The sequence below is a fragment of the Ruegeria sp. BJ6 genome, from assembly GCF_056537885.1.
The window spans coordinates 246,466-260,954 of the sequence record NZ_JBQFSG010000004.1; the positions used below are offsets into that span (position 1 = coordinate 246,466).

General features: G+C 53.4%; 11 protein-coding genes and 1 tRNA gene. 7 read left to right on the forward strand and 5 right to left on the reverse strand.

Annotated features, from left to right (window positions below; genetic code table 11):
* The first annotated feature begins 84 nt into the window (after window positions 1-84).
* Entirely contained in the window at window positions 85-2,031 is a 1,947-nt protein-coding gene (locus ACR0D6_RS11890; RefSeq protein ID WP_480765650.1) for a DUF3604 domain-containing protein, read from the forward strand.
* A gap of 791 nt (window positions 2,032-2,822) precedes the next feature.
* On the opposite strand, the gene ACR0D6_RS11895 is transcribed toward ACR0D6_RS11890, so the two are convergent.
* Window positions 2,823-3,830 carry a helix-turn-helix domain-containing protein gene (locus ACR0D6_RS11895; RefSeq protein ID WP_480729485.1) on the reverse strand — a complete coding sequence of 336 codons (1,008 nt, stop codon included), beginning with the start codon at window positions 3,828-3,830 and terminating at the stop codon, window positions 2,823-2,825.
* A 158-nt stretch (window positions 3,831-3,988) separates the two neighbouring features.
* On the opposite strand from ACR0D6_RS11895, the gene ACR0D6_RS11900 reads away from it, so the two are divergent.
* From ACR0D6_RS11900 to ACR0D6_RS11915, 4 genes are all read left to right on the forward strand, one after another.
* Window positions 3,989-5,731 carry an amidohydrolase gene (locus ACR0D6_RS11900; protein WP_480666274.1) on the forward strand — a complete coding sequence of 581 codons (1,743 nt, stop codon included), beginning with the start codon at window positions 3,989-3,991 and terminating at the stop codon, window positions 5,729-5,731.
* 59 nt (window positions 5,732-5,790) lie between these two features.
* On the forward strand, window positions 5,791-6,216 hold the full coding sequence (locus tag ACR0D6_RS11905) for a putative quinol monooxygenase (protein ID WP_480729486.1): 426 nt from the start codon (window positions 5,791-5,793) through the stop codon (window positions 6,214-6,216).
* A 113-nt stretch (window positions 6,217-6,329) separates the two neighbouring features.
* On the forward strand, window positions 6,330-7,112 hold the full coding sequence (locus tag ACR0D6_RS11910) for a hypothetical protein (RefSeq protein ID WP_480765651.1): 783 nt from the start codon (window positions 6,330-6,332) through the stop codon (window positions 7,110-7,112).
* Window positions 7,113-7,257: 145 nt separating this feature from the next.
* On the forward strand, window positions 7,258-8,049 hold the full coding sequence (locus ACR0D6_RS11915) for a DUF3299 domain-containing protein (protein WP_480729488.1): 792 nt from the start codon (window positions 7,258-7,260) through the stop codon (window positions 8,047-8,049).
* Between the two features lie 793 nt (window positions 8,050-8,842).
* Here the strand turns inward: ACR0D6_RS11915 and ACR0D6_RS11920 are convergent.
* The 4 genes from ACR0D6_RS11920 to ACR0D6_RS11935 form a co-directional block, all read right to left on the reverse strand.
* Window positions 8,843-10,354 carry a hypothetical protein gene (locus ACR0D6_RS11920; RefSeq protein ID WP_480765652.1) on the reverse strand — a complete coding sequence of 504 codons (1,512 nt, stop codon included), beginning with the start codon at window positions 10,352-10,354 and terminating at the stop codon, window positions 8,843-8,845.
* Window positions 10,355-10,895: 541 nt separating this feature from the next.
* On the reverse strand, window positions 10,896-11,903 hold the full coding sequence (locus ACR0D6_RS11925; RefSeq protein WP_480729490.1) for a tyrosine-type recombinase/integrase: 1,008 nt from the start codon (window positions 11,901-11,903) through the stop codon (window positions 10,896-10,898).
* A 130-nt stretch (window positions 11,904-12,033) separates the two neighbouring features.
* A tRNA-Val gene (locus ACR0D6_RS11930) sits at window positions 12,034-12,109 on the reverse strand.
* A gap of 95 nt (window positions 12,110-12,204) precedes the next feature.
* Window positions 12,205-13,458, reverse strand: a complete 1,254-nt coding sequence (locus ACR0D6_RS11935; RefSeq protein WP_480765653.1) for an aminotransferase class V-fold PLP-dependent enzyme — start codon at window positions 13,456-13,458, stop codon at window positions 12,205-12,207.
* Here ACR0D6_RS11935 and ACR0D6_RS11940 point away from each other — a divergent pair.
* Together ACR0D6_RS11940 and modA are read left to right on the forward strand one after the other, a co-directional pair.
* On the forward strand, window positions 13,450-13,638 hold the full coding sequence (locus tag ACR0D6_RS11940) for a hypothetical protein (RefSeq protein WP_170657343.1): 189 nt from the start codon (window positions 13,450-13,452) through the stop codon (window positions 13,636-13,638). The genes ACR0D6_RS11935 and ACR0D6_RS11940 overlap by 9 nt on opposite strands.
* Window positions 13,639-13,710: 72 nt before the next feature.
* Window positions 13,711-14,487 carry a molybdate ABC transporter substrate-binding protein gene (gene modA, locus ACR0D6_RS11945; RefSeq protein ID WP_170657346.1) on the forward strand — a complete coding sequence of 259 codons (777 nt, stop codon included), beginning with the start codon at window positions 13,711-13,713 and terminating at the stop codon, window positions 14,485-14,487.
* Window positions 14,488-14,489 lie beyond the last annotated feature (2 nt).

Consider the following 14,489-nt stretch of genomic DNA (forward strand, 5'->3'; position numbering starts at 1 on the left):
CTAAGAAAAACCATTGTTTTCCTTGACGAACAGCTAAGTCAGATGTTGCCATTGGCTAGCATTCAGCTCGGCTCGGAGGTTCAAATGAAGTTTTTTCTGACGACATCGACTGCAATAGTTTCCGCAGCATTCATAACAAGCTCTTCAAATGCTCAAGAGGCCGCACAAGGTGGGCAAGTTGGAGAGATGACCATATCGGTTGATGATATGCGTGAACCCGCGCCTGCTGAATTCTCACCTTATGCAGGTCGAGACTTTCCTACACGCCCGCTGTGGGGTGACACCCACCTGCACACGTCAAATTCGCTCGATGCCCGCGGATTTGGCGTCATTCTGAGCCCCGACGATGCCTATAGGTTTGCACGTGGTGAGGAAGTTACCACATCGCATGGCCTCCGTGTGAAGTTGTCGCGTCCGCTCGACTGGCTTGTCGTATCCGATCACTCTGACGCCATGGGCGCCATGAATGAAATCGTTGCAGGGAACTCCACGCTGATGCGTGACCCAACGCTTCGAGACTGGAACGAACGCCTCAACGCCGGTGGGGACGTCGCTCTCGGCGCCACAATGGAAGTCATTGAAACCTTTGCGGGCATCACCGGAGACGCTCTTCCCGAGGCTGTTTCAGATCGTAGGTTCGTACAAACCGTATGGGACGAATTCACGCAAACTGCGGATCATCACAACGCCCCCGGAACATTTACTGCGTTCATCGGATACGAGTGGACATCCACCGAAGCTGGCAACAACCTCCACCGCAACGTGATCTACCGAGATGATGCCATTCGCGCACGTCAGATGCTGCCCTTCACAACCGCAGAAACCTATAATCCGGAGCGGTTATGGGACTGGATGGAAACATATGAACTAGAGACTGGCGGTCGTGTACTGGCCCTTGCCCACAACGGCAACGTCTCCAACGGTCTAATGTTCCCAGTCGAAACCAACCCGGAAACGGGTGAGCCTTTGACAGCAGACTACGCTGAACGGCGCGCGAAATGGGAGCCGATGTATGAGATTACCCAGATCAAGGGTGATGGCGAAACTCATCCGTTTCTCAGCCCGAACGACGAGTTCGCAGACTATGAAACCTGGGACAAATCCAACCTCGGCCCGACTCCCAAAGAAGATTGGATGCTCCAATATGAGTATGCCCGTGAGGCCTTGAAGAACGGTCTCAAGTTAGAAGCTCAGCTAGGCACCAATCCATATAAGTTCGGAGTAGTGGGTTCGACCGACAGTCATACTGCGTTGGCAACGGCGGAAGAGGACAACTTCTTCGGCAAACACTCCGGCGTCGAGCCAGAGCCCGGTCGTTGGCAGCACGTCGTCGGCGAGTTTGATGCGTTGAGGATCCTTGGATGGGAAATGGCAGCCTCTGGCTACGCAGCGGTCTGGGCCGAAGATAACACACGCGAAGCCATATTCGACGCCATGGAACGGAAAGAGGTGTATGGCACAACTGGTAGTCGCATCGTGGTTCGCTTCTTTGGTGGATGGGATTTTACGGAAGCTGATGCAAGATCTCGTTTGCCCGCCGAAATCGGATATGAAAAAGGCGTTCCGATGGGTGGAGACCTCTCAGAAGCTCCTGAGGGCGCGGACGCCCCAACTTTCCTCATCGCTGCCCTGAAAGACCCGTTTTCCGGCAATCTCGACCGTATTCAGATTGTGAAAGGTTGGTTGAATGCCAACGGCGACACTGAAGAGCGGGTTTTTGACGTGGCTTGGTCGGGAGACCGAGAACCTGACGCGGACGGCAAACTACCAGCGGTGGGAAACACCGTGGATGTTGCAACGGGAACGTTTACCAATTCAATAGGGTCGCCGGAATTGATCACCCTTTGGACAGACCCAGAGTTCGATCCTTCAACGCCCGCTTTTTACTATGTTCGCGTCTTGGAAATTCCCACACCAAGGTGGACAATTTACGACGCCGTCCGGTTTGGTGACGAACTACCATCCGAGGTACCTACGTCAACACAGGAACGTGCCTACACTTCGCCAATTTGGTATACTCCCGAGGGCTGAGGCTTTCAAAAAACTCACGTTTGTCACCACTGATGCCTGTACCCCCGGTTCATATCGGTTGGCATACTCTATCCATACGAACGTGCGCTTAGGGCTCAAATCGGACCTGCGACAGTGCGGCAGGCAAGAACATTGCCGTTGTCCGACGCAAAAGGTGGCAACGCGCGGTTGGCGACTTACTGCATGAGCAAAAGACTAAAGTGTGATCAGCGGCAGCAATGGGCTCGAAGCCGCCTGTACGATTGTCGTCCTCAGCAGCCAGATACTCGAACTTGTTGTCGCGGCTATGCCAAGCTGCAGAAACGCTTGGCGTACGTTCAAGACAGGCCGCGGGCTCTCCCTCTCAAAAGCATCGCTGCGCAGTTGTGCTGGATGTATTTCACCTGCACTGGAGACATCCTTTCCGTTTTAGTGCAGCGGACACAGTTTCATACGCAGCGCAACGGGCGGTGCTAGTCGCACAAGACCTTGATGCTTTGTGAAGAAAGAATGGTGGGTGATGAGAGACTCGAACTCCCGACATCTTCGGTGTAAACGAAGCGCTCTATCCCAATCCGCACGTGCAACAAGTTGCTGTTTTCCACTGCCGCCACCAACACCTCATTGAAAGATGTCTTGCGTTGCCAGTAGCTTATCACTCTCACAGTCGACAAAGCACTGCAATACTGAAAGTGTGCTTTGCCCCAACCTAAACCATGTAAACCAGTAAGAGCAGCAGCGCGTTTACAGCGGAGGCGCAGCGGTTGCCACCTGCCGTGGGGGGTATGGGGGCAACTGGTTACACAGTACGGTTAGATACCCTCCCAAAAAAATGTGCCGTCAATTTTCGTTCGGTCCCGAAGCGGACGTTCGTCTAAAGAAACCCCTTTAGATGAACCGTTTTTTGGTCGCGTTGCCGTTTCTATCGGTGTCTCACCGAAGAATTGGCGGTAGGCAACTGATGTCCGGCCTAGGTGGCTAAAACCGGCTTCGCCGATGAGCGTGGAAATGGCACCTTTCTCATAGGTGCTTTCCAGCAGAAGCGACCTTAGTCGATGCAGCTGGACAATCGATTGAAACTTGCTTGGGCCAACACCAAGTTGTTTTTCAAAGGCCAAAAAGAGTGACCGCCTCGATACCCCGAGTTCGCGGCACAGTTCTTGAACGGTTAGTTTCGTGCCAGCCGGGTTTTCTGAAAAATACGCTTCAGCCGCCGCAACGGTCTTCCATTGACTATAGCTCGCCTTGTCGGCGCCCATTTGTGGTTCGGTACGGTAAAGGAGTTCACCTGCCAAGTTTTCGAGGTTTACAAGGATGTCATTTAACATCCAAGCATCTGTCCCATCCGCGGTCGTTTGTTTGTGGCAAAGCCATTTCTCAATGCATTGGGCATAAGCACTCAGAGCGTCGGATCTGGACAGGCGGATGGGTGCTTTAAACGTTGCCCATCCACGCTTCTCGACCTGTAGCCATGGAACTTCCAGCAGGTATATCTGAGTGCCAGCTTCGGCTACGTAGTCATACTCTGTTGGCTTTTGCCCTTGCCAGAACACAAGAAACGGATCCTCATATAGAGTTCCCTGAAATCGAACCGGTTCGCCATTGGGCAAGACTAAACCGAGAAAGACTGTGTCGCCGTGTTGAACTTCTTGGAAACGAATACGCGAAAAATATTCCTCGCAATAAAGGCTAAAACCATTGTGTTGGGCCATGCGCCAATTCAGCTTCGGACCCTGTGGAGAGAGAGCGAGCGCTTCGAGTTGGACGCCAGTGTAATCAGGCAGGTGATCCACTGAACGTATTTTCTTGGACAGTAACATAGCGCCTCAGTTAACCCTTACTGCGACCAGCTCTGGCAGTAGCACAATGAAATTCAATTATTCATAATAGTTTGCACGATTCGGATAGCCAGTCCTAAACTCAGGTTACACTATCGATCTCGAACACAGAAAACCTGTCAATGTCCTCGGAGTGCCTCATGAAGAAGCTTACACTTTCCATTGCTGCGCTATTGGTGTCCTCAACTGCTCTCTATGCGCAGGCCGCCGATCTGGTCTTTACCAACGCATCCGTGCTTACCATGAATGACGATGCGCCGACCGCGCAGGCCGTTGCGGTCACGGGCAACCAGATAAGCTACGTTGGTGATGTTGCTGGGGCCGAGGCGCTGATCGGTGATAACACCGAAGTTCTGGACTTGGGCGGGGATACCCTGCTGCCGGGCTTTGTGTCAGGGCACGATCACATCGTTGCATCGGGCTGGACGTCGCGCGGTGTAAGTCTGTTTGGAATTGAAACGCTTGAGGAGGCCTTGGCCGCAGTCAAGGAATATGCCGATGCAAACCCTGACGAGGAGTTGATCCTTGGCTATGGGTTCAATCAGGTGGCTTATGGCGGGTGGCCTACAAAAGAAGATCTGGATTCGGTGGTTTCTGACCGTCCGGTCTTTATCCTCGACTTCACAATCCACGATGTTTGGATGAACTCCAAAGCCTTTGAAGCGGGTCAAGTTAGCCCTGATGAAGAGGATCAGGTGCCGGGTGTGATGTTCTGGCAGCGCGACGCCGAAGGCAACCAGACAGGAATCGGCATTGAGTTCCAGTGGGCTGCGGCATTTAGAAATGCAGGTGCTTGGGACCCGGCAGGTGAAATTCCTGACATCCAGAAAAACCTCTACGATCAGGCCGTCAAAACTGGAATTACAGCCGTTCACGTGCCTCTGATGGCTATGCCGACAGTTACCGATCTGTCCCTCGTGAAAGATGACGAGAAACTCGCGCTGGCCCACCTACACGAACTGGAAAAGAACGGTGAGCTAACGATCCGTACCTTTGTAGCGACGGGGTTCAAGGACCCGACCGCCACTGCTAACGAAATCGTAGAACACACACTCGAATTACGCGAGCAATACGACAGTGACATGCTGCGCATCTGGGGCATCAAAATCCATCCAGAAGGGAACTGGAGTTCAAAGACTGCCTGGATGCTGGACGATTACGCTGATGGGTCCGCGACGCGCGGTGCGGCTGCCATTGAAGGCCCAATGATAACTTCGGTCTACCTGCAGGCCAATCAGAACGGACTTCCGGTGGGCACTCACGTCGATGGGTCACAAACAGTGCGCAACACGGTTAACGCGATCATGACGGCGCGAGGCGCGGGGTACGATGTTCCGAATAACCTTTTGCACCACTATTTCTGGGTATCTGATCAGGACCACGAGACTGTTATCGAAAACGAGATCATGGTGAACACGACCCCGCTTTTCCATGTCGATTGGGAAGCTCAGGACGTAAACGCTTTGGACCTGTTGGGGCGCGCAAAGGTCGAAGCGATTTTTGCCCGCTATTCGTCGCTGATGGCATTGGGGCACAACGTTTCGATTTCTTCGGATGTGCCATCCGCGCCGATTGATCTGATCGGTCCGCTCCTGAACGTTGAAATTGCGATGACTTTGCAGGACCCACTAAATCCGGACAGCAAACCGTTCCCATTGTCGCGCAAACCGGCCTCATTGGAAGAGTCTTTGAAAGCGGTCACAATCTATCCTGCCGCGCAGCAGGCAATGGAGGACAAGATAGGGTCCATCGAAGTGGGCAAATATGCCGACCTTGTTGTTCTCGATCAGGACATTACTGCAGTCGAACCGCGCGAAATCTCGAACATCAAGGTGTTGGGCACGCTAATGGATGGGCGGTTCACGCATCGGGACGGCATTTGACGGCTGGGGCGTACAACGCCCTTGGCCGTCTCGTGCAAACTCCGGATAGGAGGCCAAAATTGAAACAACTGGTTCGTTGTACAGCTTTTTGGGTGGCTGCAAGTTTTTCAATGGTGACTCATGCTCAGGCAGAAGAAGTCGCATTCATTGCCATACTGAGCGTTCCGGCTGAAAACGCACAGGATTTCGATGCTTTGGCCAGAGACATGGTTGAGGCATCTGCCACCGATGACGGGCTTTTAGTTTACGAGTTCGCCCGAGTTGGCGAGACGGTGTACGGCTACGAACGCTATGTGGATGTGGCTGCCCACGCCCGGCACGAAGCGTTGATCGAGCCCTTCATTCCACAGTTGGTTGAGTTGGCGCAGTTCGAGAAGATTGTCACCCTATCGCAGCTTACGGATGACCATCAGGAACTGTTCCGAAGCATTGGGGCAGAGATTGGCCAACCAATTGCCGCTGCAGCGCAAGGGCCATCCAAATGAATGCGCGGTGGCAAAGAAGGTTCAGAAAAAGTCTACAGAAAAATCTAAGCGGAACACGGGAGCAAATGATGAAAAGCCGACTTTGCACTTGTGCTGTCTTCTTCGCTGGGCTGATGAGTGTTCAACCCAACGAAGCTCAAGCTTGTGACGCGGCTTGTCAGGCAGCGCGGAAGGCCGCGAACCCGCTTGCGGACACAAAAGCGCTGATCACCGACAACACGATCGCTTTCAGGACCGGGACGAATGATGACGACAGCTACAATTTTCAGCTACAGCCCGTCTATTCAGTTCCACTGACTGACGCCACATTGGTGCTTCGGGGAATTGTGCCGATTCAAGGTGTCCAGCCCGGAGCCGTGTTGCCGCCTGGAATTGTCGACCCCTCGGAAGAAGATGATCTGACCTGGGGCATCGGCGATTCAACTGTTCAGGCGTTTTATTCACCTACACCGGGAGAAAGCGGAATCGCACTCGGCTACGGCCTTCAAGTTTCCCTGCCAACGCACACGAATGACGCATTGCAAGGTGCAGGTTGGGGCGCTGGCCCTGCCTTTGTCATGTTTGGGCAAACCGGTGACTTGTCGTGGGGTGGTGTCATCGCCCATATGTGGGGTGAGAACGATTTCAACGTGACCATCCTTCAACCTATTTTGAACTATGGTTTGGGAGAGGGTTGGTACGTTGGGTACAACAACGTCGTTTCGTACAACTGGAATTCCGCCAGCAATGATGAAGCATGGGCAATTCCATTGGGTTTGACCGCTGGCAAAACGTCGATCATCAATGAGGCCAAAGGTACTGCGATGGATGTAAGTGTTGGGTATTACACATTGGAGCGCAAACCTGACGGCGGGCCAGACAGACAACTCAAGCTAGGATTATCGTTCTTTTTTTGATTGGCGCTTTGGAAGCATGATTTAAGAGACGGCTTTCAGCGATTGAGAACAACAAAAACCGCGAGAGTGAACGATCCCGTGCATATTAGACCTAGGTCGAAAACTTGGACCCGTCGCGACTTGGAGTAATAACTGGAGCTCTGAAATGACAAGTAACCTGATCGCTCTGGCAATTACAGTTTTTGCGTTCGCACACATTCAAGCTGCTCAGGCAGAGGTTGCCCAAGGCCCACAAGAATCTGCTACCCAAGCGTCTCCTTCAGGGGCAAAGCGTTTTGACATGTCTGAGCGCTTACTTGATTTGGCTATTGCCGCTAGCTCCAAAACGTTAGATGAATCTATTCAGGAGCATGTTGCGGTTAGTTGGCGTGATTTGAAGCCAACCCTAAAGTCTCTGGAAACCCCATTTGAAACGCTGCCAGATCCGTTGTTGAACGCTATGCGAACGCAAGTTCGTTGGCGAACATCCAGTACCAGTGAGCGCTCTGATCCTGATCTAATTAAAGAATACAAGGCGGCCAATGGTGTTCTGGCCGCAAATGACGTCGACGTAGAAAAGCTAATGCTAGAGCGCCGAAAAATCATTGCGCAAAACAACTCAATCGGGCGCGGTCCAAATTTAGAAAAACTGGGCACGACAATCAGGCTACCCGGGTACATAGTACCACTGACAATCGACGGAGGAACTGTAACCGAATTCCTGTTTGTCCCGGTTGCAGGTTCTTGCGTTCATACACCTTCGCCGCCACCCAACCAGATCATTCATGTTGATTACCCAAAAGGCGTCGAATTTAAATCGATTTTCGAAGCATTTTGGATCGAAGGTGAACTGTCAGATGAGCTCAAAATCAGCGATGTTACCTTCTACGACGGCGCTACAAACGTGGAATCCATTTATAAACTCAAGGCGCATATTGTTGAAGCATTCACCTATTGATCTCGGAGTAGCTCATCCGCCAAAAAACCGAGAGGTTAAGTCGCGTTTCAGGCATTTTACCTATGTGGATGACAATGCGCTTAGGACACGCAAAACCGCGTAATAAAGGCTCCCTTTCGAGTTGAGCGCAACCATTGCCTCCAGAGTCAAGAGCGGCAGCTTTGTCCGCAGAACGGAAGTTCGGCGTAAACTCGACGAAGGTCAGCTTTACCTTTTTTTGGCTGAATACTCGCTATCTTTATCTGTGTGGCCTGACCCACTTTGGAAAGCCATCTTATCCAAAGAAGATAGATGCTAGCCCGCACGGGCGAGGCTTACGCCCCGCCCTTTGCTAGGTTGTCCCGCTTCCAAAGAGGTTGCAGATTGCTGTAGTGACAAAGTTCGATGAGGTGCTCCAAAGACCGGGCAGCCGTGAGAGGGATAATGTGGTCCACTTCCCAATGACTATACCGATCCCATGTCATGCCGTCTGAGAACCGGACCTCGATGTGCTGTTTCAAGTCCTCCTGAGAGCAGCCAACAGAATTAGACGGGCTCGCCCGCCCCATCAGCACTTGTCCCGACCGGTTTAGTACCGACCTGTACATCCGGTAAGATGGGTCGACTGCTCGACATCTCCGATCTCGGTGCGCCGTTTGCTCTGCATTACACTGCGCACACTGGCGATTGCTAACGTACCGCTCGGACACGTGCCCATACTTACACGGACGACCCGTCCAGAAACGAGAAAGGCCGCGCAGGGCGGCCTCTTCACGAGTTAGGAATGTCTGTTCCGCTGTTATGTCAAACGGCACTATGCTGCTGCCGCCACCTGGCGACCCTCCAACCGGGCAAGCAACTCTTTCTGCCTTTGCCCCTTGGCACAAACCTGTCCACTATTGACCTCACCCGATAGCAGCCAGTTCAGCAGTAGGTTCCGCATCCTCTGAGATGGCATGTAGAGCGTTACCGGACGCCTAGGCGAGTAAGCTCGTCCGGTGTTGTTTAGCCCACCTACACGTATTGCGGATCGGAATAGCCACTGCACCAGTTCGGTCAACGCATAGGCATCTGAGAACCGACGCGCCTCATCGCTGTCGCGCTTCATGCCCAGGAAAGTGAGCAGTTGTGGGTTGGGGTTTTGGTCATATAGGTACACCGCTGTTGTGCATCCGATATGGTCATTGGTCCCGCGTGTAGTGTTGGGCACAAAGCTGACACCGTTTGTGGTCCACTCCTCGTCAAAGGTCTCCGTGTCCTTGTTGTACACTTCTTCCTTCACCGCTCGACCGAACAGCCGTGTATGCTTTGAAAGCCTGCCTGCCTTTGGCTTTTGGCCTGTTACTGCCCCATGCCACAGGTCACGTGCACACGTCAGCATAACGGTTTTGAGGTTTACTCCATACAGTTCTCTGTCTTTGAACTTGCGTAGCTTCTGACCAACTGAAGAACATTCACGGTGCGTTTTGATCGTTTTTAGCTGTGCGCAATGCGTCCACTTTTGGTTCCCTAACTCGGGCATGGGTAGAACCGTTAGCGCGTTAGCAACATCTTCTCGCCATGCTGCCTCATCTACTGCATCCAGACGCTCCACCTCCAATGTGAAGCATTCGGGGTGGCCTTTCTGCAGTTTTTGCAGGTACTGCAGCAGCACCGATCCTTCCGAAAGGTACGTGTAAATCGTCACGGATTTGGGCTTGAGCAAGAGTTCTTTGGGAATGGCGAGGACGAACAGCTTCTCGCTTATGCGATACAGTGCACCCGACTTGGCCTTGTCATAGAGTGATCGGTCAAATGTCTTGTCCCCAATGCGGTATAGCTCATCCCACTTTCCCGTTGGAACAATACGTCCGTCAGGCTCCTCTATTGCCATGCCAAGGCCGAGGTAAGCTGCGTCAAAGTCAACCTTTCGGACTGTCTGTTCCACCTTCAAGGGATCAATGACCTCGTCGATGATGAGGTTGTATCCATCAAGTAGGTGATCGACTTTGATGGTCGGTATGCCGTTGCTATCGAACTTAGTACATCTCGCAATCCCTGTGTCTTGGGTTGCCAGAGTTCCAAGTCGGTAGAAAAGTGCGTGAGTACAAGCGATTGATTTGCCTGCCCGGATCAACTTCTCGCAGTGATCGCTTTTGTTGCTACCTTTGTTAACGGGTTGTGTAAGTATGAAATCGGAGCCTTTTCGGGCATCTTCGATGAACCGTTCCACCTCACTCAGGTAAGGCACAACCGCTATGTACTTCTCCTGCTTTTTGAAGCTGCGGTTGATCTGCGTGGATTTGCCATAGCCACATGGCATGTCGACAAGACGAATATTGGACATGAAGGTCTCCTGTATTTGGTCCATTGGACCTATTTTGGGGATAGTGCTCTGACGGGTGCCGAGCAGATGGATTTGCCCCATTGGGGCGACTGGGAAAAAATCCCGGTGAACACACAATGGCTAAATTGGAGGGATTAATAGCCCTCTATTCAGTACCTTTGCTTACAGGTCGGCGTGATTTTGTTATTATTTATAGATACTTAACGACCGCCCGCTCCACTCGCATTGGAGCGAGGAAAGTCGAAGATGATTGTGTACCCCGATCAACGCTGACCGAGCGCAACCTGTTTGCTCAATTGACGGAGGGGTTTTGCTCAATTGAGGGAGGGGTGACGCCTGTTAGTTCATTAGAGGAAGGGTTAGCGCCTGTATGTTCATTAGACGGAGGGCTAACGTGAGTGCCAGTGCTTGAGGGCTGCTCTTCCTGCAACCGCACAGCCAAAATACACAAGGGGCACTTGTTGTCGTTGGACGCAGGTGAGGGTGGCCCGTGCTGACGCACTGGGGAGAGTTTAACCACCCTGCACAGCATCACGCCGATTTAGGCATGTTCGACGGCTGCCAACATTGCCACGATGTCATCGGTCTGCAGGTGGGTGTAACGCATCAACATCCTCAAATCGCGATGCCCGCTGATCATCTGGACTTGTGCAAGCGATAACCCACTTTCCACAAAGCGGGACACGGCCTCGTGCCGAATGTCATGAAAAGTAAGATCAACCACGCCCGCCCGTTGCCTGAGACGTTCAAAGGCTAATCGCACAGAGTTACCAGACAAGGGCAAACACCGGTCGTCACTGCGTGGCAGGTCCATCAGCACGGCAACGGCATTTGGGCTGAGAGGAACTGTACGGGCGCGACCGTTTTTGGTTTGGGGCAAGAAAACTGTCCGACGCTCAAGGTCCACGTGCTTCCATTGTATCGACAGCAATTCTCCTCGTCGCATTCCGGTTGCCAAGGCCAGCGTCAGTAACGGTTTCATCAGCGGAGACCGGGCTTGGTTTACGGCTTCCAACAAAGCCTGCCATTCTCCTTGCTGCAATCGTCTCTCGCGGCGGTTGTCGATCTTGGGCCGCCGGACAGGTTTGACCGGGTTCCCATGTGGCAGGGTCTGCCCCCAATCCTCACAGGCGACATCAAGGGCGTGCTGCAACCAACCCAGTTCCCTCACTACAGTTGCAGCCTTCATGGATTTAATGCGCTGGTCACGATAGTGGACTAAATCAGCGGATCGCAGCTTGCCGACCTTCTTGGTGGCTAACTTGGAGCACTTACGCAGGAACCCGTTGATTGCATAACTTTCATTGTCCGCGCACCGTTTCTCGCTCGTGACGTCGTCTCGGTATTTTCTCAGCACTTCACCAAGTGTCATCTCGGATGCGTTCACACTTAGGTCTGGGGTTAGTAATCCCCTGTCGGCGCTCAACTCCGTCTCACGAGCCCACTTCGTCGCATCAGCACGCTTTAGAAAGGACTTGGATCGGGATTGCCCGTCCTTCCGAACCGTCGCCTGCCACTTTCCGCTAGGCCGTTTTACGATTGTTGCCATGGCCCATATCTCCTGTATTGGAGACATCTTTTCCGTTTAAGTGCAGCGGAGGCGCAGCGGACACAGTTTCATGCGCAGAACAGCAAAAGGTGCTAGTCGCGTAAGACCTTGATACATTGCGGGGAAAGGATGGTGGGTGATGAGAGACTCGAACTCCCGACATCTTCGGTGTAAACGAAGCGCTCTACCAACTGAGCTAATCACCCGTGAGGGGGGATGTAGCCAAGCCAGCGCGCAGACGCAAGAGGGTCTGACACAAAATATTGCGCTGGATTGGCCCCGGTCCAATTACAAATCGCGATCAGTCCCGGATGTCCTTCAATACGGCCAATAACTGTGCGACCTCGTGTTCCGTATTGTAGTGACAAAGGGATATGCGGATACAGTCGCTCAAACCCAGAGGATTCAGCACGTTTCCGCTGTAATGGTCCGCCTTTCGCGTATGTGTACGAATTCCATGGTTGTTGAGCCTGGTCACGACATCCGCCGAAGGGATTCCGTCCACCACGATTGAAACCAGCCCCTCACGCGCGGGGTTATCAGCGCCAGACAGAATCGAAACGTGCTCCATATCCCGCAGCCCGGGCAGGTTTCCCGTACCGTTTATCATGGCGTCGGTCAGATGTGTCTCATAAGCGTGTATTGCCTGCCCGGCTGCTTCGATTCGGGATCGCCGGTCAGTTGCATCCGATACTTCGCCGCCCAGCCAATCGAAATAGGTGACCACATCGGACATGGTGGCATAAGAACCCGTGTCGCGGGTGCCGAATTCCCACCCCGTGGCGGGGGCATCAATCAGCATATCATGGGGCAGATTTGTCAGCCGGTCCGAAATCCAGGCGATTCCGTATCCGTGGCGGGAAAACACCTTGTACGGAGAGATCGCGTAACCATCCACGCCATAGCTGTCGATGTCCAGTTGCCCGTGCGCAGCGTGCTGGATACCATCTACGATGATAAAACAGTCCGGAGCAATTTCCCGAATAGCCTTTGCAATGGCCGCGACATCCATACCTATGCCCGTCACCGGGGAGGCGTGCAAAATCGTGGCAACTGACACATCCGGCGTCAGTTGGGCGAGGTAATCTTCCTTGGTTACAGAGCCTGTTTCATCGTCGTGTTCGACGTTGACGTACTCAAGCCCCGCGATATCTGCCCAGCGGCGCGCGGCGCTGCGGCTGGCCGGGTGCTCGATCGAACTACCAATCACCTTAGTGCCCTTGGGGGCATTTACACAGGCCGTTCGGATCATACGAAACAACAATTCGGTGCCGCTTTCACCAACAAAGAACTGGCCTGACGAGGCGTTCATGAATGTCGCCAGATCACTTTTGGATTTGTTGATGATATCGACCAGCGCATGGCTGGCGGTATTGTCCCGACCCTGATTGTCCGGAATTGCCGCAAACTTGGCCGATGTTTCGACAACCGAATTCAGCGTCAGCGCGCCACCTGCATTTTCAAAGAAAATCCGGGGTCCCTGAAACGGGCAAGTATCCACATGGGCAAAGCGGTCGCGAATGGCATCTATCAGGCCGGGTTTTTCATGCAGCATCTCAAGGTCCTGTCGTTGAAATCGGTGTTCCTGCCAACCGGAACCGGCGGCCTTGCAGCAGCTTTGACCCGCAGGATTGCCATACTCAATGCCGTTTGCGACACCAAAAGAAAAGCCCGCGCCAACGTTTTGGTTCTGACGGGCCAGAGACACGGCGGCGTGCCATTGTCCTGTCGATGAGAAATGAACTTGCTTGTTGCTGCCCGGCTCCGATATTCCCAAGTAAAGACATTGATCCCGATGGGAGTATCCATGACGCTGTTCCGCGCGCGTTATTGCGTTGCCGCGCTGCTTGTTTTCCTGACCGTTTTTGCGACTGCGCTGCGGGCCAAGGCTGATGATGTGCTTGTTTTTGCGGCGGCCAGTCTGAAAAACGCGCTGGATCAGGTTGCGCGGGATTACGAAGAGCAAAGCGGTAACAAGATCACGGTGTCGTTCGCGGCCTCCTCGGTTTTGGCCCGCCAAATTCAGCTTGGTGCACCGGCAGATGTTTTTATTTCGGCCAACACGGATTGGATGGATGAGCTTGAGGCGCAAGAGCTGGTTGATCCATCCGCGCGCGTGGACTTGCTGGGCAATACTCTGGTCCTGATAGGAACCTCAGAAGGCACGGAAACAGCAGAGCTTGGGCCAGACTTCAATCTGAAGGACCGACTGGGCGAAGGGTATCTGGCGATGGCTTTGGTGGATGCTGTCCCGGCGGGAATCTACGGGCGTACCGCGCTTGAGAATCTGGGGTTGTGGAACGATGTCAGTGACCGCGTTGCACAATCCGATAATGTGCGCGCGGCATTGGCATTGGTTGCAACCGGCGCCGCACCGTTAGGGGTGGTTTACGCCTCGGACGCTCAGGCTGACGGGCGGGTAAGGGTTGTGGGGAAGTTCCCCGCCGACGCCCATCAGCCAATTGTCTATCCGGCGGCAGTTGTATCTGATGAGGCCGCAGCAAAGGGCTTTTTGAACTACTTACAAGGCGACGCCGCCCAAGCCGTATTTGCCGCGCAGGGTTTCACCCTGCCGGGGGTGTGACG